Genomic DNA, 24595 nt, shown 5'->3' on the forward strand with positions numbered 1-24595 from the left:
ACGTCAAGTTATTGGAGATTTGTCGGAAATAAGGGTGAAATTTGGAGTTTTATGCCATTTAAATATTTTACAAACAAAGAGTTATGATAATTGCATTAACAATTAATTTACAAAAATAGGCATAAAAAATGCCAGCACATGTGTGCTGGCAAAGTTCAGGAAGGAGTTGGGAAAACCGAGAACAGTTTTCCCTATTTTTTATACTGAAAGCATCAAAGAATCCGCTTTCGCTTCTAAGTTAGTGTTACCCATCAGGTGTTCATCGATAGCACGCGCACATTCACGACCTTCGTTGATACAACGAACAACTAATGACTGACCTGTACGCATATCGCCCGCAGCAAAGACACCATCTTGATTAGTCTGGAAATCCTGAGTCGCGACGTTGCCACGATCATCCAGTTTGATGTCGAGCTGTGCTAGAACGCCGGTTGGTTCAGGGTGTAGGAAACCCATCGCCAGGAACGCCAGATCACAAGGGATCACGCGCTCGCTGCCTGCGATTTCTTCAAACGTTGGGCGCTCACCCGCTTTAGCGTCTTTCCAGACGATATCTGCAATGCGAAGCCCTGTTACCTGACCATCATCGTTGCCGATGAACTCTTTGGTGAGGATATTCCAATGACGATCACAGCCTTCTTCATGAGACGTTGAAGTACGCATGATCATCGGGTATTGAGGCCATGGCATGTTTGCAGGGCGCTTCTCTGGTGGAATCGGCATGATTTCTACCTGAGTGATGCTCGCTGCTTTGTGGCGGTTAGAAGTACCCACACAGTCAGAACCTGTATCACCACCACCAATCACGACAACGTGTTTGTCTTTGGCGTGGATTTCTTCGGTTTTCAGATCCATGTCATTTGCACGACGGTTGTTCTGACCTAAGAACTCCATCGCAAAATGCACGCCTTTCAGGTCACGACCTGGAACGGGTAGATCGCGTGGAACGGTAGAACCACCGGTCAGCAGAACCACGTCGAAATCTTCACGTAGCTGAACTGCGTTGATGTCGACACCAATGTGCGCATTCACAACAAACTTGATGCCCGCTTTTGCCATCAGGTCGATTTTACGATCAATAACAGACATGCTGAGTTTGAAATCAGGAATCCCGAAGCGCAGCAGACCACCGACTTTTTCATCACGCTCAAATACCGTCACTAGGTGACCTGCGCTGTTTAGCTGCTCAGCAGCAGACAGACCAGCAGGACCACTTCCGATAATGGCGACAGTTTTACCCGAACGCGAGCGAGGCGTTTTCGGCTTGGCGTAACCTTCACGGTAGGCTGTTTCAACAATCGTTTTCTCAATGTTACAGATGGTGATTGGGTCTTGGTTAATGCCCAATACACACGCACTTTCACAAGGAGCAGGGCAGACGCGACCAGTAAACTCTGGGAAGTTGTTGGTGGAACTTAGAATGTTCCACGCCTCTTCCCAACTGTCGCGGTAAACCGCATCGTTAAATTCAGGAATGATGTTGCCAATCGGGCAGCCGTTATGACAAAACGGCACGCCACAGTCCATGCAACGAGAAGCCTGAGTATTGATTTTGGTGCCGAACTCTTCGTTCAGCACAAACTCTTTGTTGTTCTCAATACGAACGCTAGGGTCGAGCTTTCTTGGAAGCTCACGACCATGCTCTAAAAATCCAGTAGGCTTACCCATTACACTGCCTCCACTTCTTGGTTTTGTTCTGCTTCCGCTTTACGCTTCTGAAGTACCGCTTTGTAGTCGCGTGGCATAACTTTCACCACGGTGGCTAAGCTGGCTTCGAAGTTATCAAGGAAAGACTGAGCAACTTCACTTCCTGTGAATTCAACGTGCTTAGTGAGCATCTCACGCAGCAAGTCTTCGTCTTCTTGTTCAATTGGGTCTAGGTCGACCAGTTCTGGGTTGAGCTTGGTTTCGAAATCACCTGCTGTATCCCAAACGTAAGCAACACCGCCACTCATCCCCGCCGCAAAGTTACGACCTGTAGAGCCAAGGATAACCGCGACGCCACCTGTCATGTATTCACAGCCGTGGTCACCCACGCCTTCAACAACGACTTTGGCACCGGAGTTACGCACACAGAAGCGTTCACCCGCCATGCCGCGAATGTAAGATTCGCCAGACGTCGCGCCGTAGAAACATACGTTACCGACAACGATGTTGTCTTCTGCAACAATGCTGGATTTCGCGTCTGGGTATAGCACCAAAGTACCGCCAGATAAGCCTTTTCCCCAGTAGTCGTTTGCGTCGCCTTCGACTTCAAACTTCACACCTTTGGCAAGGAAGGCACCGAATGACTGACCCGCACTTCCACTGAACTTAACGTGCATTGGCTGTGGTAAACCCTGGTCTTTGTAGACTTTAGAAATCTCGTTAGACAGCATGGTACCGGCACTACGGTCGGTGTTGATGATCTTCAGCTCTGCGCTGACTGGTTCACCAAACTCCAGCGCAGGCTGCGCCAGTTCGATCAGCTTACGGTCCAGTACTTCTTCAAGATTGTGGTTTTGTTCTTTCTGGTTGAATACACCATCTTCTTCACGCGCTTGCTCAATGTGCAACACTGGCGTGAGGTCTAGGTTCTTGTATTTCCAGTGAGCGATGTTGTCGCGTACTTTCAGCTTCTGAGACTGACCAACCATTTCATCAATAGTACGGAAGCCAAGCTCAGCCATGATTTCACGCAGACCTTCAGCCATGTACTGGAAGAAGGTAACAACGTCTTCAACACGACCATCAAAGCGCTCACGCAGTGTTTTGTTCTGAGTCGCGATGCCCACTGGACAGGTGTTTTTGTGACACTTACGCATCATGATACAGCCTTCTACAACCAGAGCGGCTGTCGCCACGCCCCATTCTTCTGCACCCAGAAGTGTCGCAACGGCAAGGTCACGTGGCGTTTTCATCTGTCCGTCGGTTTGCACCACGATACGGTTACGCAGACCGTTTTTCAGAAGCGTCTGGTGAGTTTCTGCCAAGCCCAGTTCCCACGGAAGACCCGTGTGACGGATAGAGGACATTGGTGAAGCACCAGTACCGCCATCAAAGCCAGCGATAAGAACCACGTCGGCTTTTGCTTTGGCAACACCAGAGGCAATCGTACCTACGCCTGCTTCGGATACCAGCTTCACATTGACGCGACCTGCGCGGTTAGCGTTTTTCAGGTCGTAAATCAGCTGCGCCAAATCCTCGATAGAGTAGATGTCGTGGTGTGGCGGTGGAGAAATCAGACCGACGCCCGGAGTGGAGTGACGAGTCGCACCGATCCAGTCGTCTACTTTATCGCCCGGTAGCTGACCACCTTCACCCGGTTTCGCGCCCTGAGCCATCTTGATTTGGATTTCATCCGAGTTGGTCAGGTAGTAAGAAGTGACACCGAAACGGCCAGAAGCTACCTGCTTGATAGCAGAGCGTTCCCAGTCACCGTTTTTCTTACGCTCGAAACGTGCTGGGTCTTCACCTCCTTCACCAGAGTTGGATTTCGCACCGATACGGTTCATCGCAACCGCTAGGGTTGAGTGTGCTTCGTAAGAGATAGAACCGAACGACATTGCACCTGTAGCAAAACGCTTAAGGATACTTTCGATTGGTTCCACTTCTTCCACAGGAATCGAACCTGCCGGGTTTTTCACGAAGTCGAGCTGGCTACGCAATGTGGCAGCGTTGTCGCCTTGTGCATCAACCGCGCTTGCGTATTGCTTGAACTGAGCAAAATCTTTGTTGCGAGTCGACTGCTGAAGCAATGAGATGGTTTCAGGGTTAAACAGGTGCTTTTCACCACGTTGTTTCCACTGATAAACGCCGCCCACATCCAGAACCTGAACCGGGATTTCACGGGTCGGGTAACCTACACGGTGGCGAACCAAAACTTCTTTGGCGATGTCATCGATGGTGAGACCTTCGATACGAGTGACGGTACCTGTGAAGTATTTCTCGACCACAGACTTGCTGATCCCCAGAGCTTCAAAGATTTGAGCGCCGTGGTAAGACTGAAGTGTCGAGATACCCATCTTAGAGAAGATCTTAAGCAGACCGCCATTAATGGCTTTGCGGTAGTTCTCGAACAGGTCGCTGATGCTGGCTTCTGGATCCAGTTTCTTAGTGCGCTGCAGCTCTACCATTGTCTCAACAACAAGGTATGGGTTCACAGCGTTTGCACCGTAACCAACCAATGTGGCGAAGTGGTGCGTTTCACGCGCGTCACCCGTTTCCACTACGATGTCACACTTAGCGCGTAAACCTTTGCGAATCAGATGGTGGTGAACGGCGCCGACAGCCAGCATTGCTGGGATTGCAGCGTGGTTTGAGTTCACTGCACGGTCAGTCAGCAGGATGATGGAGTAACCGTCGATAACCGCGTCTTCTGCGTATTGGCAGATACGTTTTAGTGCACGTTCAAGTTTGCCCGCATCTTCATTCGCCTGGAATACGATATCCAGCGTTTTCGCTTGCAGGTGCTCGTTATCGATAGCACGCAGCTTTTCAAGTTCAGAGTTAGAAAGAACCGGAGATTCCAGCTCTACCTTCTGACAGTGAACAGGTGTTTCTGTCAGCAGGTTCTGATCTTTACCCAGGTAGGTATTCAAAGACATGACCATACGCTCACGAATCGGATCGATTGGTGGGTTGGTTACCTGAGCAAATAGCTGCTTAAAGTAGTTAGACAGGTGCTGTGACTGGTGCGAAAGCACAGCCAGCGGCCAGTCTGCTCCCATGGCGCTGAGTGGCTCTTTGCCATCTTTTGCCATTGGAACAATGATTTCGTTCACTTCTTCCGAGCTCACACCAAACGATTGTTGTTTGTGGAGTAGTTTCTCTGGAGAAGGCTGGTTAAATTCGTTGCTCGCGTCTGGAAGCTTCTTAAGGCTAAGCAGGTTTTCGTCCACCCACTTCTCATAAGGCTGCGCGTTGGCGATGCCGTCTTTCACTTCTTCATCAGAAATGATGCGACCTTCTTCAAGGTCAGCAACGAAGATACGGCCAGGTTGCAGACGACCACGGAATTCAACGTTTTCAGGTTCGATTTCTACTACACCGGATTCCGATGCCATCACAAGGAAGTCATCTTTTGTAACTGTGTAGCGAGATGGACGCAGACCATTACGGTCAAGTGTGGCACCTACCTGAACACCGTCGGTGAAACAAACAGAAGCCGGACCGTCCCACGGTTCCATCACGTTAGCGTGGTATTGGTAGAACGCACGACGCGTTGGGTCCATGTTTTTGTTTTCTTGCCATGCTTCAGGGATCATCATCATTAACGCATGAGGCAAGCTACGACCAGAAAGGACCAGGAGCTCAAGCGCCATGTCGAAGTTAGATGAATCCGAGCTTCCTTCCTGGCAGATAGGCAGAAGCATGTCGATCTCTGCCTGAGTAAACAGGTCAGATTCCAAAATGGCTTCACGCGCTTTCATCCAGTTCAGGTTACCGCGAACCGTGTTGATTTCACCGTTGTGGGCAATGTAACGGAAAGGCTGAGCTAAGCGCCATTTCGGGAAGGTATTGGTAGAAAAGCGAGAGTGCACAAGGGCAAGCGCGGTAACCATAGTCGGGTTTTGAAGGTCCAGGAAGTACTGAGGTACTTGCTCTGTTGTTAGCTGACCTTTATAGACGATGGTTTTGCAAGACATGGAGTTGATGTAGAAATCATCACCAATGTTTGACACGCTTTCCAGACACACACGAACGGTGTAGTTACGCAGCACGTAAAGCTTACGCTCTAGCTCGTCTGGTGTTGTACCAGGACCACCAGTGACAAACACATGCTCAAACTGAGGCTCTGTGCTGAGTGGATCCGCACCAATCATTGAGTTGTCGACAGGAAGAACACGATACCCAAGAATTTCTAAGTCCAGGCGTTTCGCATTGCGTTCCAGAATGTCACGACACTGAGCGCGTTTATGCTCATCTTTAGGAAACAGAACAACACCCACACCGTACTTTTCAAAAGAGGGGAGTTTGATGCCTTGTTTGACGGTTTCCTCTAACAGAAACTCGTGAGGCTTTTGAAGTAAAATACCCGCACCATCACCAGAGCAAGGGTCACAACCCTGACCGCCACGGTGTTCCATGCGAGCAAGCATGTCTAGAGCTTGAGTAACAACTTCATGAGATTTACGGTTTTTTAGGTGAGCGACAAAACCGATACCACAAGCATCATGCTCCAGTTCAGGAGTATAAAGACCTTGTGTCTTCTGCTCTCTATCTACCATAGATACATCCTTCCAGTTTTTTACAGGCGCAACTTACTCGCGCAAACGCACCTGTTCCTTTTTATATTTTTGAACTCGAAACCATCGGTGTTGATGGTCTTGATTCCTTTCTGCTCTTCGCGGAAGTTTAATTAGCGAAGAACACTATTCCTTGGTGATATCCATCGTGAATTGCCTGATTATTAGGCGTTTGTATTGAGGGGAGTGGATATCTTCCGATTAATTCGCGTTCTTTATTTGGCCGACATTGCTCAAAAAAACGTGATTTGTGTAACTATCCTACATTTTTGTAATGGCAAAAGCCATTCAAAGTTTACTTGAAATGCACATTTTTTCAGCGGATTTATGCAGTTTTAGCTTAACAAAACGATAACATCTGCACTTTTTCCTGTGTTTTCTGCATCTTTATTGATTTTTGTCCGTAATCCAGCTTTTTCGTGCTTCTAAAATATGGTGATAATTTTCGGTGTTTTGTAATTTAATTACACAGATGAGAATGATTCTTGTTTGATGTTTTTTTGTTCATATGACACTGGGTTTTCAGGCTAAAAGAAGATTCTTTTGTTGAGGCAATTTGAAAAGTCATGAAGCAGTTGCATGAATCAGTAAATACACTTGGGCAAGATTTACAGCGTCGATATGGTGAGAAAGTCCATAAGCTGACCTTACATGGAGGATTCAGTTGCCCAAACCGTGACGGTACGATTGGCGTGGGTGGATGTACTTTCTGCAACGTTGCATCTTTTGCTGATGAACAGGCACAGGTAAAAAGCATCCAGGAACAGCTAACTGACAGAGCGGGCGAGGTGACTCGTGCCAAAAAGTATCTGGCGTATTTTCAGGCGTACACCAGTACCTATGCCGAAGTTCAGGTGCTCAAATCCATGTATGAAGAAGCGCTGAAGTACGTAGACATTGTCGGGCTCTGCGTCGGAACCAGACCAGATTGCGTTCCCGATGCGGTACTGGAACTTCTTTCTGGTTATGTGAGTCAAGGGTTTGAGATCTGGCTTGAGCTAGGTTTACAAACGGCGAACAATAGAACCCTCAAGCGTATTAACCGAGGGCACGATTTTGAGTGCTATGCTGAAATCACCAAAAAGGCACGAGCACTGGGTATAAAGGTCTGTACGCATCTGATTGTCGGTTTGCCCGGTGAAGATAAAGCCACCTGTCTGGATACGTTAGACAAAGTGACTGACGTAGGTACTGACGGCATCAAGCTTCATCCCCTTCATATAGTAGAGGGGAGTATCATGGCAAAAAGCTGGAAAGCAGGGCGGTTGCATGCTCCAAAAATGGAGAAGTATGTCGACATTGCCTCTGAAATGATAAGAAGAACACCTCCCGAGGTGGTGTATCACCGTGTCAGTGCATCTGCGAGAAAACCGACCTTATTGGCACCGGATTGGTGTGAACAGCGTTGGCTGGCTATGACGGAAATTGGTCGTTTGCTTGATAAGCTTGGTGTGCAAGGCAGCTTAATCGGGTCTCCGTTTGAGTATGTAAAGCCAAATATTTAAAGCTCAATAATTGAAGTTCAATTCATCAGAACTACGAATTCAATTGAACACGAATGCCTGCTTTTGTGTACAATCCTAGGATGCAAAACAGGCGAATATCATAATGGAAGACTTTGTTCACTGGCTCTGGGATAACACCCATGGTTTTGGAATTGATATAGTGGCAATCTTGGCTGGAGCATCATTGGCTTTGGCAGCCCGCCTGCATTTCAATAGACAGCTCATCACTTTGCTGCATGATACTCCAACGGCAATGGTTGCATTAGATGCATCATCTGGCTGCGTTTTGGATGCCAATACAGAAGCCCTGCAACTTCTGGCGATTCGTCGGGTTGGCGAAAAGTATCTTTTGCCAGATACGGTTTCGAATGATGAGCTCATTAAGCTGATGAACGAGAACGCAAAGTCTCGTCAATCTACATTTCATCACAACCTGTCTCTCTCCGAACATCACGATGTCGTTTTGACGTTTTCCGGACGCAAAACGCGCTATCAAGGCAAAAGTGTCTGGATAACGTACTTAACTCCCTATCAGCTTTCTGAACGTGAACAGACAGAAGCTCAGCAATCCTTAGTGATCGCAAAACGAGTGTTAGATTCTATTTCCCAGCCTGTTTTCTTTACTGACAAAGTAGGCGAGCTAATGGGAACCAACCGTGCGTTTGAACAGTTTTGGAAAGGTCGGGCAGAAGAAGGTGAAAACAGCGCCAGACAGCTAAGCAAACAAAGACACAGTCAGCAGCGCTGGACGACCTCTGAAGACGGTCAGTCGTGCTTGCTTGAAACTCGATTGAATTCGCTCACCAACGATAACGGTGATGTCATTGGAACTATAGGTATCAGTTACGATGTGACAGACTGGCACCATACCCAGCAGGCACTTCGTGACGAAATGGAGCGCAGTAAAGACACAGAAATCGCATTGGCGCAGCGAGACACCATACTGCAGTCGATACTTGAAGCCAGTCCGGACCCGATTGGCTTGTTCAATCAAAATCGAATTTACGAAGCCTGTAACCAGCCTTATGTGGAAGCCCTTGGTGTGGCAAAGCCAAATGATCTGATTGGCAAGCGAGTCGAAGAAGTTGTCTCTCGCGATGCCTACATGAGATACAAAGACAGCGATGACAAGGTCATGCAGGAAGGCACCACCTTGCGCTACATCGACCGCGTTGAGCGTACCAGTGGTGACACAATCTGGTATGACGTAGTGAAAGCACCGTATCGTAACCCGGCTTCAGGTACAAACGGTGTTCTGGTCATGGCTCGTGATGTCACGGAACGCTTTTTAGTGGAAGAAAAACTGGAAAAAGCGAACCGGGAGCTGGAAAAGCTGAGCTTTATTGACGGATTAACCAAAGTCGCCAACCGACGTCGCTTCGACGAGCAACTGGAATTGTTGTGGCGTTTACACGTTCGTCAGCAGAAGTCCCTCACCGTCATGCTTTGTGATGTTGACCATTTTAAGGATTACAACGACAACTACGGTCATCAGCGTGGCGACTCGGCGCTAATTGAACTGGCGGCGACATTTGAAAAAGTGCTTTCACGCTCCTCTGACTGCGTTGCGCGATACGGTGGTGAAGAATTTGCCTTTATTCTGCCGGATACCAGCTCTGAAGGGGCGATCAACGTTGCGCAAAACATTCAGCAAAGCGTACACGACTTAAACATCGCCCATGAGCATTCGCCAGTTTCCGACCGGATCACCATCAGTATTGGAATCGTCTCTTGTGTTCCCGCTATTACAGAAATGCCTAGTCAGCTCATTTCTATGGCAGATCAGGCGCTTTACAAAGCCAAACAAAAAGGGCGTAATCAATCCCAAATGGTTTGATTTCATTGTGTTAGCGCGGATGTGAGGCGTCATTAAGATTCTTCTCCCAACTCCCGTTACAATACGGGTTTCTGTGCGCTGCTTTCTTCATTTTAAACGGAGCTTTCATGAAGCCGATTAAGAATCTGGCGCAATACTATGTCGACCTGCTGGTCAAACTGGGTATTGTGCGTTTCTCTATTCTTCTCGCTTTGGCACTGGTTGCCCTCGCCGTATTTGTTCAGGTTGGTATTACGCTCGCCTTACAGGGGATGGTTGATGATATCGACATAATCCGTTCCGTTTTCTTTGGTCTTCTCATTACCCCCTGGGCGGTGTACTTCCTTTCTGTTGTTGTTGATCAGCTCGAAGAATCCCGACAGCGCCTGTCCAAGCTGGTTTCAAAACTCAAGGACATGCGTTCACGAGATCAGGAGCTAAACCAGCAACTGCAGGAGAACATTCTTCAGTTGAATCTAGAGATTGAAGAACGACAAAAAGTGGAAGTCGCCAGAGAGCAATTGCTGAGAGACATGGAAAGCGAGGTTTTTCAGAGAGAAAAAGCTCAGGTTGAACTGGCAGAAAGAACCGCACTTTTGCGCTCATTCATTGATGCCTCTCCAGACTTGATTTACTACCGAAACGCCAAGGGTGAGTTTTCGGGTTGTAACCGCGCGATGGAAGATTTGACCGGTAAGCGAGAGCATGACCTGGTCGGGCTGACTCCGTGGGATGTTTACAGCAAAGAAGTGGCGCAACAGGTAGTGGAAACCGATGAGCAGGTCTTCTCGAACAACAACTCGCTGACTTACGAACAGTGGCTGGAATACCCAGATGGACGCAAAGCGTATTTCGAACTGCGTAAGGTGCCTTTCTACAGCAAAGAAGGCAAACACCTTGGTCTGGTTGGGTTTGGTCGTGATATTACTGAACGTAAGAAATATCAGGATGCACTGGAGAAAGCGAGTCAGGACAAAACGACGTTCATCTCGACCATCAGTCACGAACTGCGTACTCCTCTCAACGGCATTGTAGGTTTAAGCCGTATGTTGCTCGACACCAAGCTGTCGCAGGAACAGCGTCAGTACATGCAGACCATCAACGTAAGCGCAGTGAGCTTGGGCAATATTTTCAATGACATCATTGATATGGATAAGTTTGATCGTCGCAAGCTCGAACTTTTCCCTAAGCCACTCGATTTCACCGAGTTTGTTGCAGAGATCGAAAGCCTATCGAGCCTGATGGCTGAGCAGAAGGGACTGCGGTTTGATTTAGAAAGACTGACCGAGCTGCCATCAGGAATTGATGTAGATGCCACCAGGCTTCGTCAGGTGCTCTGGAATTTGATCAGCAATGCGATGAAATTCACCAAAGAAGGTGGCGTTGTCATGAGTGTCAGTTCCGACATTGTTGATGACCATGCCGAGATCACCATTGAGATTGAAGATACAGGGATTGGTATTCCGGAAGCGGAGTTAGAGAAGATCTTCGCCATGTATTATCAGGTGAAATCGGGTAAAGACAACCTACATGCAGTAGGCACTGGTATCGGTCTGGCCGTTTCTCGCCAGTTAATCAACATGATGGGAGGTGACATTGAAGCCGCCAGTGAAGAAGGGTTCGGCAGTACATTTACCGTGACATTGAAAGCCCCACTGGTAGAGATCGACAGTGAAGAATCCATCATTGATAGCCACATTAATCAGTCTCTGCGCATCTTTATGGTGGAAGACATCGAACTTAATATCACTGTTGCTCGCTCCTTGCTGGAGAGCCTTGGTCACAGTGTTGAAGTTGCGATGACAGGTGAAGAAGCCATCGCCAAATTTGAGCCGACACAATATGATCTTGTTCTGCTCGATATCCAGCTACCAGACATGACCGGATTTGATGTGGCGTCATCGTTCCGAGCGCACTACAAACACTTGCCGCCTTTGGTTGCGTTAACCGCCAATGTTCTAAAAGACAAAGCCGATTACCTTCGCAAAGGGATGGATGAAGTTATCAGTAAACCTTTGTCTGTAAAAGGAATTAAAAAAGCATTAGCTCTGTCCGATCTTCCTTCCGTGGTTGATGAAAAAGTGTGCAATGAAGAGCCGGAAGTTAGTCCATCTTCAGAAACTCAGCTCACCAGTCAGATTTTGGATTTGGAGATGTTAGAATCCTACGTCGGTATCGTCGGAACACAACCTGTCCTTGAGAGCATTAAGCTGTTTGAAAGCATGATGCCGGGATACATGGAAGTGTTGGACTCCAATATGATGGCAAAAGATCAAGACGGCATCGTATCTGAAGCACATAAGATCAAAGGGGCTGCTGGGTCGATTGGACTCAAACATATTCAGAGTGTGGCTCAGAAAGCACAATCACCAGAACTTGCTGCCTGGTGGGAAAACATCCATGACTGGGTTGAAGAAATCCGGGGTGGCTATAAACACGATATCGATATTCTTAAAGCGTGGTTAGAAAACGAAAAAGGAAAACAACAATGAAAAAGCTGGCTTTAGTGGCGGTGTTAGCTGTGGCTGGGTGCGCTCAACATCAAGATTCTAACGCAGTGCCGTGGGAAAAGACGACGGCACAAGAAACAGTTGCCGGTACAACGGTTCGTATGACGGTGAACTTGTGGCTGAATAAAATGCCAGGTATAGAGGGCGAGCAAGGGCACATGTTGCATGGCGCTTTGTATCTGGATGGTCGTGATGACTTGCCTGCTCATTTGGATGCTAAGGCACTGATCATCAAGCAAGGAGACATGTCTCAATGGGTTGAGATTGAGGCAATTGATGTAAGAAACCACAGTGAAAACCGCTGGGAAGTGGCATTCAGTACGGATATGCCATTGGATGAGGCTGAAAAGGTGGATGTTGGTTTACAGCTTACTGATTCGGAAAAAAACTACTGGCTGACTCAGGAAGCAGTGAAAGTAGATAGCGTTTACTAGAGCTAAAGACCCTAGAGGATTTTCTAAATAACAAAAAAGCCGATGCAGATGCATCGGCTTTTGAATATCTGGAATCGTATTATTCTTCCAGGTCACCACAGAAGCGGTAGCCTTCACCATGAATAGTTGCGATGATTTCTGGCGTGTCTGCCACAGACTCAAAGTGCTTACGAATACGACGAATAGTTACGTCAACAGTACGATCGTGTGGTTTTAGCTCACGACCTGTCATCTTCTTAAGAAGGTCAGCACGGGTTTGGATTTTGCCTGGGTTTTCACAGAAGTGAAGCAGTGCACGGAATTCAGAACGTGGAAGCTTGTAGCTGTCACCAGCCGGGCTCACTAGCGAGCGGCTGTTGATGTCCAGTTCCCAACCGTTAAATTCGTATTTCTCAACGCTGCGTTTTTCTTCCTGTACAGCTCCGTTGGTCATCGAGCGGTTCAGAAGGTTACGAGCACGGATGGTTAATTCACGAGGGTTAAATGGCTTGGTGATGTAATCATCTGCACCAATTTCCAGACCAAGGATCTTATCAACTTCGTTGTCACGACCTGTCAGGAACATCAGGGCAACGTTTGCTTGCTCGCGAAGTTCACGTGCTAGCAACAGACCATTTTTACCCGGTAGGTTGATGTCCATGATAACCAAGTTCACTTGGTTTTCGGCAAGTACACGATGCATTTCTTCACCATCACTTGCTTCATAGACAGCATATCCCTCTGCTTCGAAAATGCTTTTCAGCGTATTGCGGGTTACTTGCTCATCTTCAACGATGAGAATCTGCGGGGTTTGCATTGGCGGTACCTAAATTGTAACTAAAACTGTGCTAATAGAATAAATTCTAGGCAGAAAAATAACATACAGGTAAAGTGTTTTTGATAATAAACGATACTACGCAAAAAAACACCACCTTCACGCGGTACGCCGTCCTTGGAAGTCTGATTTTAAGAAGACCAAATCCTATGTCATGCTTGCTTTCTGCCGATTGTTGAACTGGATTTTATATTGTTAACAGCTTGCTAACAACGCCCAAATACCAATTCCATTCACTTTGTTGATTTATATCAATAGAAGAAAACTAACAAGAATAGATAGTAAATGTATATAAAAAGTTGAATTTTTTATGCAGATTGATAGCTCCCTCATACAAGCGTATTTGGCAACATATTTTTACACTGATAAGCCGATCGCATTTCATCGGTTTTGTGTAATAACTGCCTGTAATCCAAGAAGTAAAAAGGTTTCGGATTTCGACAACAATTTAAGAAATAAGCAGTTGGAAGCCGACCTTGCAGAGCATGTTCACCAGCCAGTATTGGCCGGAGATGAAACAAAGCAGTGGTGTGAAGAAAGCTACATTGTAGAAATATCACTACAAAAAGCGATAAAGCTAGCCAAACGCTATGAGCAGAATGCCATCTACTACATCGAGGATGGAGAGCTGTTTCTGGTTTTTGTGAGCGGAGAACAAATGAGTGCCGGTACGTTTAGCGAAAAAGTGAGATTCGTTCGCTAACGCCATGAAATATATAGGGCAATGGATATAACCTAATCGAATGTGAGCTTGCTCTCTATCTCACGCTATATCAAAGCGGTGCAGGTAGTTGGGTATATAGTTATAGAAGCAACATAATCTCAAGGAGGAACCATGAAAGACTTACTGCCTGATCTTTGTGATCAGTACGAAGACCAACTGACCTTACTGGATCTGCCATTGCAGAACTTTGGTCAAAGAGGCGCGTTCTGGGGCGAAATTGTCACGGTTCGTTGCTATCACGATAACTCTAAGGTTAAAGAAGCCTTGAATGAGAACGGCAAAGGAAAAGTGCTGGTCGTGGACGGAAATGGGTCAAGTGAACGTGCACTTATGGGCGATCAAGTTGCCCTCACTGCAATAAACAATCAGTGGGAAGGGGTCGTGATTTGGGGAGCGGTACGTGATGTTGGCGCCATGTCAGAAATGGACTTAGGAGTAAAAGCACTGACAACCTGCCCATTCAAAACGGAAAAACGAGACATCGGTGAAATCGATGTTGGTCTGACTATTCAGGGGCAAATGATACAACCAGGTGATTACCTGTATTCTGATTGGAATGGCATCGTTATTTCGAAGAAAGAATTGAAAGTAACTTAAGATCATCAGCCCGCTGAAAGCGGAAATACCGAGGTTGGTTTAGAAGCGAAATCCTAAACCAACTTCCACCCCACCTTTTTGAATTTCTTCATAATCTAATGTGGCATGCAAGTCGAGGTTTTCAGACAGTTTTAATCGGCTGGATACTTCGGCAGAGATAAGCTTTTGTTGAGGGTTTAGGCTGTCTTGCTCGTAAGGCTTAGTTGCACGAACGCTACTGTTCACCGAGAAAGATTCACTGAACTTGTAGTTCACACCACTTAAAAAGCCGTTATAGCGTGGGGATTCAGAGTTAGTGATACTGGCACCCACATAAACATCGACAGAATCAAACAGGTTATAGGAATAACCACTGTCTATCTGCCAGCTATCAAACTGTGTATTAGGTTGCGCTTGGCTTGAGATAAACCAATTGTGCGAGGATGGCTTTTCAGGCGTTAAACTTGGTAGGTCTTCTGCTTGAGAAATAGCAGGCATTGCAAGCAGGCTCAAAATGAGAAGTGGTTTCTTCATATCTGCCTCCTTGCTGAATAATCTACTTAGTGAATATAGCTTATCTGATGTGTACCCACGATCTTTTTTTAGAGATTGATCGCGCTTTGGGATCATACTCACTCAATCACTGCATTTTGTCAAAGAATGACGATTTTCTGACGTATGCACAATTTCAATGATTTCGTATGGCTATTGAAGAACAAGGCTTGATAATTTATTGATTGATATATGAATTAAGGCTCATCGTTCTATTTAAACTTGCATAAAATACCGAGGGAAAGGTAAAAAAAATAATCTTTTCATTGACTCAGACGAGGAAAATCGGTAAACGTAAAGTTAAGCAAACACACGTACACAGTAAGATAAAAAATTATTCATGCTTAATCACCGCACAACAGTAACCACCACCATTATTATTACCGACATTATAACTGTTGGGGCGGGCTGTTAAGCGAAAGAAATTTCAAGAAAAGGCCTGTATCCCACAAGATACAGGCCTTTTTTTATGCAGGTTTAAAATATACCGGAGGAAGGGATGCGAGTTTTAAAGTTTGGTGGATCGTCGTTGGCAGATGCTGATCGCTTTTTAAGAGCGGCAGACATCATTGCTAATAACGCGAAGCAAGAGCAGGTGGCAGTGGTGCTGTCTGCCCCAGGAAAAACCACCAACAAATTGGTGTCAGTTATTGAAGGTGCACTCAGAAATGGCGAAGCGGATCTGCAAATCGCGGAGCTGGAGTCTTCTCTTCAATCGCTGTTTGACGAAGTACAGAAGCAAGTACCGAATTTGGAAAGCGCGGGTTTCAACAATCAGTTGAAGACCTCTCTGAGTCAGCTTCGTCAGTTTGTACATGGCATCAATCTTTTGGGTATGTGCCCAAATAATGTTAATGCCCGCATCATCAGTAAAGGTGAGCGCATTTCCATTCAGCTAATGAAAGCTGTACTGGAAGCAAAAGGTCATCCTTCTTTCCTAATAGACCCAGTTGAATACCTTGTTGCTAAAGGCGACCACCTTGAAGCTATGGTCGATGTTGATGTCTCAACCAATAACTTCCGTGCTAACCCTCTTCCTGAAGATCATGTTTACATCATGCCTGGCTTTACAGCTGGAAATGAGAAAGGTGAACTGGTAACCCTTGGTCGTAACGGCTCCGATTACTCTGCGGCAGTTCTGGCAGCGTGCTTGCGCGCAGAATGTTGTGAAATCTGGACAGACGTAGACGGTGTATACAACTGTGACCCTCGCTTGGTTGACGATGCAAGGCTGCTTAAATCTCTGAGCTACCAAGAAGCGATGGAGCTGTCTTACTTCGGCGCTTCCGTTCTTCACCCAAAAACCATTGCACCTATTGCACAGTTCCATATTCCGTGTCTGATCAAAAACAGCTTTAACCCACAAGGTGCGGGTACGTTGATTGGTCAGGATACAGGTGAAGATAACCTAGCGATCAAAGGCATCACGACCCTGAACAAGCTGACCATGGTAAATGTGTCAGGTCCTGGCATGAAAGGCATGGTGGGCATGGCGAGCCGCGTGTTTGGCGCGATGTCATCTGCAGGCGTTTCTATTGTTCTTATCACCCAGTCTTCTTCTGAGTACAGCATCAGTTTCTGTATCGAACAGGCGGATAAAGCTAAAGCTGAACAGGTACTTAGTGATGCATTCGAACTTGAGCTCAAAGATGGCTTGCTAGAGCCAGTTGAGTTTATGAATGATGTAGCTATCGTTACTCTGGTTGGTGATGGTATGCGTACCTCTCGCGGTGTTGCGTCTCGCTTCTTCGCATCATTAGCGGAAGTGAACGTTAACGTAGTGGCTATCGCACAGGGTTCTTCTGAACGTGCCATTTCTGCAGTGATTCCTGAAGATAAAGTGTCTGAAGCCATCAAAGCGTGTCACGAAAATCTCTTTAACTCTAAGCACTTCCTTGATGTATTTGTGGTCGGCGTTGGTGGGGTCGGTGGTGAGCTGGTGGATCAGATCCAGCGTCAGCAAGCAAAGCTGGCAGACAAAGGCATCGTAATTCGGGTTTGTGGGTTAGCAAACAGCAAAGGCTTGCTGCTAGATAGCAAAGGTCTGCCGCTTGACCACTGGCGTGATCGCATGACTCACGCTTCAGAAGAATTCAGCCTTGCCAGCCTGATTGCACTTGTACAGCGTAACCACATCATCAACCCGGTGCTAGTGGATTGTACATCTAGCGAAAACATCGCTAATCAATATGCCGACTTCCTTGCAGCAGGTTTCCACGTTGTTACGCCAAACAAAAAGGCCAACACAGCAAGCATGGCGTACTACCACCAACTTCGTGATGTGGCGCGCGCGTCTCGCCGCAAGCTGATGTACGAAACAACGGTAGGTGCTGGTCTTCCGGTTATCGAGAACTTACAAAACCTAATCTCTGCGGGTGATGAGCTAGAGAAATTCAACGGTATTCTTTCTGGTTCACTGTCTTACATCTTCGGCAAACTGGACGAAGGCATGACTTTGAGTCAGGCAACTAACATTGCAAAAGACAACGGTTTTACCGAACCAGACCCACGCGACGACCTTTCGGGTATGGACGTGGCACGTAAACTTCTGATCCTTGCCCGCGAATCTGGTCTAGAGCTTGAGCTGGACGACGTCGCTGTAGAAGCGGCTCTGCCTCCGGGTTTTGATGACAGCGGAAGTGTGGAAGAGTTTATGGCTCGTCTGCCAGAAGCGGATGCGCATTTCAGTGAGTTGTCTAAGAAAGCGGCAGAAGAAGGGAAAGTGCTTCGCTATGTCGGTGAAATTCTGGACGGCAAGTGCAAAGTCAGCATTGCAGCAGTGGATGAAAACGACCCAATGTTCAAGATTAAAGATGGCGAAAATGCCCTGGCATTCTACAGCCGTTACTATCAGCCAATTCCATTGGTGCTGCGCGGATACGGCGCGGGTACAGAAGTGACTGCGGCAGGTGTCTTCGCAGATGTGATGCGTACGTTAGGCTGGAAATTAGGAGTATAAAAATGAGTGTAGTGGTTTATGCTCCTGCCTCTATCGGCAACGTGAGTGTTGGCTTCGATGTGCTGGGGGCAGCCGTGTCCCCGGTTGATGGTACCTTGCTTGGGGATCGCGTCCTTGTTAAAGAGGGCAGCGAAGCATTTACTTTGGATACAGCTGGAGATTTCGTCAGTAAACTGCCAACGAATCCGAAAGAAAACATTGTTTATGATTGCTGGCGTGTGTTTGCACGCGAGCTGGATAAAAAGAACGTCGAACTGAAGCCAGTGCATATGATTCTGGAAAAGAACATGCCGATTGGCTCTGGTCTTGGGTCTAGTGCATGTTCCATTGTGGCCGCGTTGGACGCTTTAAACCAATTCCATGAAAACCCGCTGAATGAAACAGAGCTGCTGGCTCTGATGGGGGAAATGGAAGGACAGATTTCCGGTGGCGTCCATTATGACAACGTTGCACCTTGTTACTTGGGCGGTGTTCAGTTGATGCTGGAAGAGCTTGGTATTATTTCACAGGAAGTGCCTTGCTTCGACGACTGGTACTGGGTGATGGCGTATCCGGGAATTAAGGTATCCACTGCGGAAGCGCGCGAGATTTTACCATCGCAATACCGCCGTCAAGACATCATCGCCCACGGTCGTCATCTGGCAGGCTTCATTCATGCCTGTCATTCCAATCAACCTGAATTGGCCGCCAAGATGATCAAAGACGTGATCGCAGAACCATATCGTGAGAAACTGCTTCCTGGCTTCGCTGATGCTCGCAAATACGCTGCAACAGCAGGTGCGCTGGCAACTGGCATTTCAGGCAGTGGTCCGACGCTATTTAGTATTTGCAAAGAAAAAGATGTCGCTGAGCGAGTTGCTCGCTGGCTAGAACAGAATTACGTACAAAATGAGGAAGGGTTCGTTCACGTTTGCCGTTTAGACAAACAGGGTTCGACCGTAACAGGAAGTGAGCTATGAAGCTTTACAACATCAAAGAAAATGACGAACAAGTGTCCTTTGGCCAAGCCGTGCGCCAGGGACTAGGCCGTAACCAAGGTCTGTTTTTCCCTTCAGAATTGCCCAAGTTTGAAGATGTCGATGCACTACTTGCCGAAGATTTTGTCACGCGTAGTGGCAAGATCCTCTCTGCTTTTATTGGTGAAGAATTATCGCCAGAGCAAGTAAACCAGCTTGTAGATGCCGCATTCCAGTTCCCTGCGCCAATCAAGCAAGTGAAAGATGGCGTTTATGCACTGGAACTGTTCCATGGTCCAACGCTGGCGTTTAAAGATTTTGGTGGCCGCTTTATGGCGCAATCTTTAGCAGCAGTGTCCGACGGTGGCAAAATCACAATCCTGACAGCAACATCCGGTGATACAGGTGCCGCGGTTGCTCATGCATTTTACGGTATGGAAAACATCAACGTTGTTATCCTATACCCGAAAGGCAAAATCAGCCCAATGCAGGAGAAACTGTTCTGTACTCTGGGCAAAAACATTCACACCGTAGCGATCAATGCTGACTTTGACGCCTGTCAGTCGTTGGTGAAGCACGCGTTTGATGATGCAGCACTGCGTGAAGAGATCGGGCTTAACTCAGCAAACTCTATTAATATCAGCCGTTTGATGGCTCAAATCTGCTACTACTTTGAAGCAGCAGCTCAAATGAGCAAAGAAGAGCGCGAAAACCTGGTGGTGTCAGTACCAAGTGGTAACTTCGGTAACCTGACTGCAGGTTTGCTGGCAAAAGCGATTGGTTTACCCATCAAACGCTTTGTCGCGGCAACCAATGCTAATGACACTGTGCCACGCTACCTGGAAACGGGTAAGTGGGATCCAAAACCAACCGTGGCGACTACGTCGAATGCGATGGACGTCAGCCAGCCAAACAACTGGCCGCGAATCGAAGAGCTATGCCAGATTAAAGGCTGGGGGCTGGATACTTTAGGTAAGGGCGCAGTAACCGACGAGCAAAGTGCGGAATCGGTACGCGATCTGAATGGGCTGGGGTATCTGTGTGAACCACACGGTGCTATCGCTTACCGCGTTCTGGACGAGCAGCTTCAAGAAGGTGAAACTGGTCTGTTCCTGTGTACTGCTCACCCTGCGAAATTCAAAGAAGTGGTTGATGAGATTCTGGAAACAGACATTGATGTTCCTGGTCCGCTTGCAAAACACGCGGCGATGGAACTGTTGTCTGAAGAATTAGATAACGACTTCGATGCATTGAAAGCTGTACTTCGTCGAGTTCAGAAGTAAACGCTTTTCAGTACTCAAATAAAAACAGCGCTCATTGAGCGCTGTTTTTATTATGTTCTTTTAACTGTCAGTCTTATAGAGACTCAGTAAAGGTACGAGCAATAACGTCGCGTTGCTGCTCTTGAGTCAGAGAGTTGAAACGTACAGCGTAACCCGATACACGAATAGTCAACTGAGGGTAGTTTTCTGGGTTGTTTACTGCATCTTCCAGAGTTTCACGCTTAAGTACGTTAACGTTTAGATGCTGGCCACCTTCAATACGAGGAGCGGTTTCGATCGCCACTTCGCGGCTTTCAAACTCGCCAAGATCAGAAGCTGGAACCACTTGATCTGCTTCATAACCCGCGCTTGCTGCTACACAACGAGCTTCGTTTTTCTCGCTGTCCAGTAGCCAGATAGAGTTAAGTAGATCATCGTTTGCCGCTTTAGTAATTTGAATACCCTGGATCATTCCTGTCTCCTAGTCCACTTACGTGGTGATTAAAATTGGTGTAAATTTCGGTTTTTTGTCGAGCTAGGTATTATATAGCCAATAACCTCAATCATAATATTGATTTGCGTCAAAAAACAACCAAAATCCTTAATTTTTGGAAGGTAAATTTCTTGAGTTAAATCAATTAATCTTTATAAAACATAGTATTTACAATTTATTTTAAACTATCAAAAATATTTAAACGTTATTTTTGTTGTAATATTACTACAATTTGTGTTGAAGATTTCACCAGAAACCTCTGTAACCCAGTTGCTCTGGTTGGTAAGGTGAAAGGCTTTCGATAACCAATTACAAGAGAAGCTATGAAGTACATTGGAGCACACGTTTCTGCTGCTGGCGGAGTCGATCAAGCGCCATTGCGGGCGCGTGAAATAGGAGCAAACGCTTTTGCACTCTTTACAAAGAATCAGCGTCAGTGGGTTGCAAAGCCACTGGAAGAGAAAACCATAAAGGCGTTTAAAGCGAACTGCGAAATGTTAGGGTACAGCGACGAACACATTCTGCCGCACGACTCTTACCTCATTAACTTAGGTGCACCAGAGCAGGAAAAATTAGAAAAGTCGAGAGCCGCATTTATTGATGAGATGGAGCGCTGTCAGCAGCTCGGAATCAAACTTTTGAACTTTCACCCAGGTAGCCACCTGAAAAAGATCTCTGAGCAGGAATGTCTGGCTAAAATCGCGGAGTCCATCAATATTGCTCACCAAGCAGTACCGAGTGTGGTTGCCGTTATCGAGAATACCGCAGGACAAGGCACCAACTTAGGCTGGCGCTTTGAACATCTGGCGGAAATCATTGAACAGGTAGATGACAAAGATCGTGTTGGGGTATGTATTGATACCTGCCACACATTTGCAGCCGGGTACGATCTAAGGACAGCAGAAGCCTGTGAAGAAACCTTCAAGGCGTTTGACGACATTGTTGGAATGCACTACCTACGTGCAATGCATCTGAATGATTCAAAAGTGGAATTAGGTAGAAGAGTCGACAGACATCATTCTCTGGGTAAAGGTGAGATTGGCTGGGATTGCTTTCAGTATATTGCTCAGGATAGCCGGTTTGACGGTATCCCATTGATCTTAGAAACAATTGAACCAGAAATCTGGAAAGACGAGATTCAGGCACTGCGATTATTCCACCAGAATACCGAAACGAGCTGAAAAAGTTGGCATTGATCTTTCATAGAAAATACTGAGATGAGAACAATCAGAATCAGTAACTCATATGTGAGGAGTGACTTATGAATAGTCAATTGCCAATGGGACGTGTACCCAAACCATTGCCTCTGCCTAACCGTCATCAACGCGGAACAGGACACTGGAGAACGCCTCAGCAGGGAAAACAACCTGCAAAATAGCCGGAATCCAGAAAGTACCTAAGTCAAACTGTGGCATGGGTATGGTCACCTCGCTGTACTTTTCGATAGAATATCAAGCTGATATCTAGGGTCTTTAGTCCCTAATCTTGAAAAGACAGCGAGGATACTATGAGCGAGTCACTGACTTGGCACGACGTAATTGGCGGAGAAAAAGAACAGCCTTATTTTGCCGACACTATGCAGTTTGTTCGTCAGGAACGTGCCAATGGCAAGGTGATTTATCCACCAGAGAGCGATGTCTTTAACGCTTTCCGATTTACCGAATTTCAAGATGTGAAAGTCGTTTTGTTGGGGCAGGATCCTTACCATGGTCCGAATCAGGCGCATGGTCTTTGCTTTTCTGTTTTACCCGGGATTAAGCCGCCACCTTCATTAGTCAATATGTACAAAGAGCTGGCTCAGGATATCCAGAGTTTTGAAATCCCAAATCATGGTTACTTGAAAAGCTGGGCGGAGCAGGGCGTTCTTATGCTCAATACCGTACTCACGGTAGAGCAGGGGAAAGCGCATTCGCATTCAAAAACAGGTTGGGAAACGTTTACCGATCGCGTCATTGAAGCCGTTAATCAGCACCGAGAAGGTGTCGTATTCTTACTCTGGGGTTCGCATGCCCAGAAAAAAGGCAAAATGATAGATAGAAATAAGCATCATGTTCTTGCTGCTCCCCATCCGTCTCCACTTTCCGCACACCGAGGCTTTTTTGGATGCGGGCACTTCTCTAAAGCTAACGAGATTCTCCTAGGTCAAAGTCACAAACCGATAAACTGGCAACCAATTTCTGACTAATTTTTAATCAATATCAATGAAGGCTTCTTTTCTCGTTCCTAGACTGAAATTGAGGAAAAAAAGAGGAAGGAAGCCATGATTATAGAAAGAATAAGGCGAGAACATGGTTATATGGTACGTTTGTTGGCGATCCTAAATGGAAAACTGGAACAGCTGAAAAACGAAAAGCCCATTAACTACAGCCTAATCAAAGAGATCACCGATTACCTAGCGGATCACTCTCAAGCCGTTCATCACCCAAAAGAAGATATTCTGTATTTGCACTATGCCAAGCATTACGGTCAGCAACAGCAGATTGATGATTTAGAGCAAGAGCACGTAGCTCTGTCTGAAGTAACAGAAGCCTTTCAAAATACTGTTGAGATGATTCTGCACGATGCCGTTATCCCTCTCGATATGTTTGCGGATCAACTGGAAGACTTCATTTCCCGGCAGAAAAACCACCTGGAATTGGAAGAAAGGGAAGTCTTACCGCAAATCGCTAAGACATTTACGGCGGAGGACTGGAGAGTCGTCGAAAACCAGTGGCTTCACGATGATGAAGACCCGGTATTTGGTGATACGATTGCCGATCAATACCGTCAGCTTGCCGCCAGAGTCCGGCAAACCAAATATGAAGCAATCTAGGACCACGGCTTAGAGCCATGACCCTATTAGACAAAAACGAAAAAGGCACCGAAAGGTGCCTTTTAAGTTATAAATCGATGTCGTCTAAGTCGTACTCGTTACAAACATCCATCTCCATAAGTTCACGTTGCAAGCGTTGTCTGTCCTTAATCGCTTCTATTTCACGCCATTTCCTTTTAGCTGGCTTAGAGCGTGTAGAGCGTGTCTGCTGACCATCCATAGCCATGATATCTTCGAGTTGAAAGCCATCCATATGCGACCTCTCTTTTCTTGTTATAAAGACTCCTAATTGGAGACTTTTAAGTAACATAATTGGCTGCAGAATAACCTTGATGTGTTTCTCATTTGTTTCTCTTTTATGAAGGTTTTATGAGAAACCCTGCGTAAATTCACAATTTGCGCGCAATTTCAATGTACAAAAAACGCGCGATCAGCATCAAATAAAGCAAATTTCTGACATTTATTTATGTTAAAGAAGCGTCCTCGTTGGTCACAAGGGTGAATATGCGAGTCATAATTTGTTCGCGGCAAAAAAATATTGGTGGGTGATGAATGGTTGTTCATTGGTGAAATTGCCGAAAAGCTCGCTACGCAAAGGGTTGCGCTATATTTGTGGCACGCAGAATTTGACCTTTAGTGGATACGTTTTTTGTAAATAATTTTTAGGTGCTTTGTATGGTTGTTGTGCGATATATGTTGTTTGTTGTGTTAATAGTTCGTGCAAATATAGTGAAAAATAACAAATAAATGAAACTGATTGCATATTGATTTTTGCGATGCAGGTCTGCATTATCCTCGCGGTCAAAATAATCACTCTGACATTCATCTGACGAGAATCGGTGAAAAGAGCAGAGGCAGTACAGAGCAAAAAATACAACAATGAGGAATCCATTCCTCTCATTCTGTACTGAAAATGGGAGCACAGCGCTATGCTGTGTCGTTGTCATAACTCTAT

Annotated in this window: 18 protein-coding genes and 1 other annotated feature; of the genes, 12 read left to right on the top strand and 6 right to left on the bottom strand. The window is 46.4% G+C overall.

Features of this window, described 5'->3' with window-relative positions; genetic code table 11:
* Positions 1-198: 198 nt before the first annotated feature.
* Both RH89_RS00515 and gltB read right to left on the bottom strand, forming a co-directional pair.
* Positions 199-1668 (bottom strand): glutamate synthase subunit beta, encoded by a 1470-nt coding sequence (locus RH89_RS00515; protein WP_004397819.1) that lies wholly within the window; start codon positions 1666-1668, stop codon positions 199-201.
* Positions 1668-6209 (bottom strand): glutamate synthase large subunit, encoded by a 4542-nt coding sequence (gltB, locus tag RH89_RS00520; RefSeq protein WP_004397820.1) that lies wholly within the window; start codon positions 6207-6209, stop codon positions 1668-1670. Before gltB ends, RH89_RS00515 begins: the two co-directional genes overlap by 1 nt.
* Before the next feature lie 584 nt (positions 6210-6793).
* Here gltB and mnmL point away from each other — a divergent pair.
* From mnmL to RH89_RS00540, 4 genes are all read left to right on the top strand, one after another.
* Entirely contained in the window at positions 6794-7732 is a 939-nt protein-coding gene (gene mnmL / locus RH89_RS00525; RefSeq protein WP_004397821.1) for a tRNA modification radical SAM protein MnmL/YtqA, read from the top strand.
* 103 nt (positions 7733-7835) lie between these two features.
* Positions 7836-9569 carry a sensor domain-containing diguanylate cyclase gene (locus RH89_RS00530; RefSeq protein ID WP_004397822.1) on the top strand — a complete coding sequence of 578 codons (1734 nt, stop codon included), beginning with the start codon at positions 7836-7838 and terminating at the stop codon, positions 9567-9569.
* A gap of 107 nt (positions 9570-9676) precedes the next feature.
* A complete protein-coding gene (gene arcB / locus RH89_RS00535; RefSeq protein WP_004397823.1) occupies positions 9677-12040 on the top strand; it encodes an aerobic respiration two-component sensor histidine kinase ArcB in 2364 nt (787 codons plus the stop codon).
* A complete protein-coding gene (locus RH89_RS00540; RefSeq protein ID WP_004397824.1) occupies positions 12037-12492 on the top strand; it encodes a hypothetical protein in 456 nt (151 codons plus the stop codon). Before arcB ends, RH89_RS00540 begins: the two co-directional genes overlap by 4 nt.
* A 79-nt stretch (positions 12493-12571) precedes the next feature.
* Here the strand turns inward: RH89_RS00540 and arcA are convergent, their stop codons facing one another.
* Entirely contained in the window at positions 12572-13288 is a 717-nt protein-coding gene (arcA, locus tag RH89_RS00545) for a two-component system response regulator ArcA (protein WP_004397825.1), read from the bottom strand.
* A gap of 328 nt (positions 13289-13616) precedes the next feature.
* On the opposite strand from arcA, the gene RH89_RS00550 reads away from it, so the two are divergent.
* Positions 13617-14009 (top strand): DUF3293 domain-containing protein, encoded by a 393-nt coding sequence (locus RH89_RS00550; protein WP_004397827.1) that lies wholly within the window; start codon positions 13617-13619, stop codon positions 14007-14009.
* Between the two features lie 132 nt (positions 14010-14141).
* Positions 14142-14627 carry a putative 4-hydroxy-4-methyl-2-oxoglutarate aldolase gene (locus RH89_RS00555; protein ID WP_004397829.1) on the top strand — a complete coding sequence of 162 codons (486 nt, stop codon included), beginning with the start codon at positions 14142-14144 and terminating at the stop codon, positions 14625-14627.
* A gap of 39 nt (positions 14628-14666) precedes the next feature.
* Here RH89_RS00555 and RH89_RS00560 read toward each other — a convergent pair whose 3' ends face one another.
* Positions 14667-15140, bottom strand: coding sequence for a hypothetical protein (locus RH89_RS00560; protein ID WP_004397831.1), 474 nt, complete (start codon positions 15138-15140; stop codon positions 14667-14669).
* 365 nt (positions 15141-15505) lie between these two features.
* Positions 15506-15628, top strand: a sequence feature (Thr leader region).
* Between the two features lie 29 nt (positions 15629-15657).
* On the opposite strand from RH89_RS00560, the gene thrA reads away from it, so the two are divergent.
* The 3 genes from thrA to thrC are packed head-to-tail and all read left to right on the top strand — an operon-like array spanning position 15658 to position 20356.
* On the top strand, positions 15658-18117 hold the full coding sequence (thrA, locus tag RH89_RS00565; protein ID WP_004397833.1) for a bifunctional aspartate kinase/homoserine dehydrogenase I: 2460 nt from the start codon (positions 15658-15660) through the stop codon (positions 18115-18117).
* Between the two features lie 2 nt (positions 18118-18119).
* Positions 18120-19076 (top strand): homoserine kinase, encoded by a 957-nt coding sequence (gene thrB, locus RH89_RS00570; protein WP_004397835.1) that lies wholly within the window; start codon positions 18120-18122, stop codon positions 19074-19076.
* Positions 19073-20356 (top strand): threonine synthase, encoded by a 1284-nt coding sequence (gene thrC, locus RH89_RS00575; protein ID WP_004397838.1) that lies wholly within the window; start codon positions 19073-19075, stop codon positions 20354-20356. The genes thrB and thrC overlap by 4 nt, the downstream gene beginning before the upstream one ends.
* A gap of 73 nt (positions 20357-20429) precedes the next feature.
* On the opposite strand, the gene grcA is transcribed toward thrC, so the two are convergent.
* Positions 20430-20807 (bottom strand): autonomous glycyl radical cofactor GrcA, encoded by a 378-nt coding sequence (grcA, locus tag RH89_RS00580; protein WP_004397844.1) that lies wholly within the window; start codon positions 20805-20807, stop codon positions 20430-20432.
* A gap of 344 nt (positions 20808-21151) precedes the next feature.
* Here grcA and nfo point away from each other — a divergent pair, with 344 nt between their 5' ends.
* The 3 genes from nfo (at position 21152) to RH89_RS00595 (ending at position 23640) form a co-directional block, all read left to right on the top strand.
* On the top strand, positions 21152-22009 hold the full coding sequence (gene nfo, locus RH89_RS00585) for a deoxyribonuclease IV (protein WP_004397846.1): 858 nt from the start codon (positions 21152-21154) through the stop codon (positions 22007-22009).
* 326 nt (positions 22010-22335) lie between these two features.
* Entirely contained in the window at positions 22336-23013 is a 678-nt protein-coding gene (ung, locus tag RH89_RS00590; protein ID WP_004397850.1) for a uracil-DNA glycosylase, read from the top strand.
* 75 nt (positions 23014-23088) lie between these two features.
* Complete coding sequence (locus RH89_RS00595) at positions 23089-23640, top strand: hemerythrin domain-containing protein (RefSeq protein WP_004397852.1); 552 nt, start codon at positions 23089-23091, stop codon at positions 23638-23640.
* Positions 23641-23707: 67 nt separating this feature from the next.
* Here the strand turns inward: RH89_RS00595 and RH89_RS00600 are convergent, their stop codons facing one another.
* Positions 23708-23893: a DUF3545 family protein gene (locus RH89_RS00600; RefSeq protein WP_004397853.1), complete on the bottom strand. Its 186-nt coding sequence runs from the start codon at positions 23891-23893 to the stop codon at positions 23708-23710.
* Between the last annotated feature and the right edge of the window lie 702 nt (positions 23894-24595).

Origin of the sequence: Vibrio nigripulchritudo ATCC 27043 (assembly GCF_000222685.1) — a bacterium.
Taxonomy (GTDB): domain Bacteria; phylum Pseudomonadota; class Gammaproteobacteria; order Enterobacterales; family Vibrionaceae; genus Vibrio; species Vibrio nigripulchritudo.

What these genes read in the sequence shown, in the direction of transcription:
- RH89_RS00515 (WP_004397819.1), bottom strand. Translation starts at nt 1,668, where the DNA reads ATGGGTAAGCCTACTGGATTTTTAGAGCATGGTCGTGAGCTTCCAAGA.
- gltB (WP_004397820.1), bottom strand. Translation starts at nt 6,209, where the DNA reads ATGGTAGATAGAGAGCAGAAGACACAAGGTCTTTATACTCCTGAACTG.
- mnmL (WP_004397821.1), top strand. Translation starts at nt 6,794, where the DNA reads ATGAAGCAGTTGCATGAATCAGTAAATACACTTGGGCAAGATTTACAG.
- RH89_RS00530 (WP_004397822.1), top strand. Translation starts at nt 7,836, where the DNA reads ATGGAAGACTTTGTTCACTGGCTCTGGGATAACACCCATGGTTTTGGA.
- arcB (WP_004397823.1), top strand. Translation starts at nt 9,677, where the DNA reads ATGAAGCCGATTAAGAATCTGGCGCAATACTATGTCGACCTGCTGGTC.
- RH89_RS00540 (WP_004397824.1), top strand. Translation starts at nt 12,037, where the DNA reads ATGAAAAAGCTGGCTTTAGTGGCGGTGTTAGCTGTGGCTGGGTGCGCT.
- arcA (WP_004397825.1), bottom strand. Translation starts at nt 13,288, where the DNA reads ATGCAAACCCCGCAGATTCTCATCGTTGAAGATGAGCAAGTAACCCGC.
- RH89_RS00550 (WP_004397827.1), top strand. Translation starts at nt 13,617, where the DNA reads ATGCAGATTGATAGCTCCCTCATACAAGCGTATTTGGCAACATATTTT.
- RH89_RS00555 (WP_004397829.1), top strand. Translation starts at nt 14,142, where the DNA reads ATGAAAGACTTACTGCCTGATCTTTGTGATCAGTACGAAGACCAACTG.
- RH89_RS00560 (WP_004397831.1), bottom strand. Translation starts at nt 15,140, where the DNA reads ATGAAGAAACCACTTCTCATTTTGAGCCTGCTTGCAATGCCTGCTATT.
- thrA (WP_004397833.1), top strand. Translation starts at nt 15,658, where the DNA reads ATGCGAGTTTTAAAGTTTGGTGGATCGTCGTTGGCAGATGCTGATCGC.
- thrB (WP_004397835.1), top strand. Translation starts at nt 18,120, where the DNA reads ATGAGTGTAGTGGTTTATGCTCCTGCCTCTATCGGCAACGTGAGTGTT.
- thrC (WP_004397838.1), top strand. Translation starts at nt 19,073, where the DNA reads ATGAAGCTTTACAACATCAAAGAAAATGACGAACAAGTGTCCTTTGGC.
- grcA (WP_004397844.1), bottom strand. Translation starts at nt 20,807, where the DNA reads ATGATCCAGGGTATTCAAATTACTAAAGCGGCAAACGATGATCTACTT.
- nfo (WP_004397846.1), top strand. Translation starts at nt 21,152, where the DNA reads ATGAAGTACATTGGAGCACACGTTTCTGCTGCTGGCGGAGTCGATCAA.
- ung (WP_004397850.1), top strand. Translation starts at nt 22,336, where the DNA reads ATGAGCGAGTCACTGACTTGGCACGACGTAATTGGCGGAGAAAAAGAA.
- RH89_RS00595 (WP_004397852.1), top strand. Translation starts at nt 23,089, where the DNA reads ATGATTATAGAAAGAATAAGGCGAGAACATGGTTATATGGTACGTTTG.
- RH89_RS00600 (WP_004397853.1), bottom strand. Translation starts at nt 23,893, where the DNA reads ATGGATGGCTTTCAACTCGAAGATATCATGGCTATGGATGGTCAGCAG.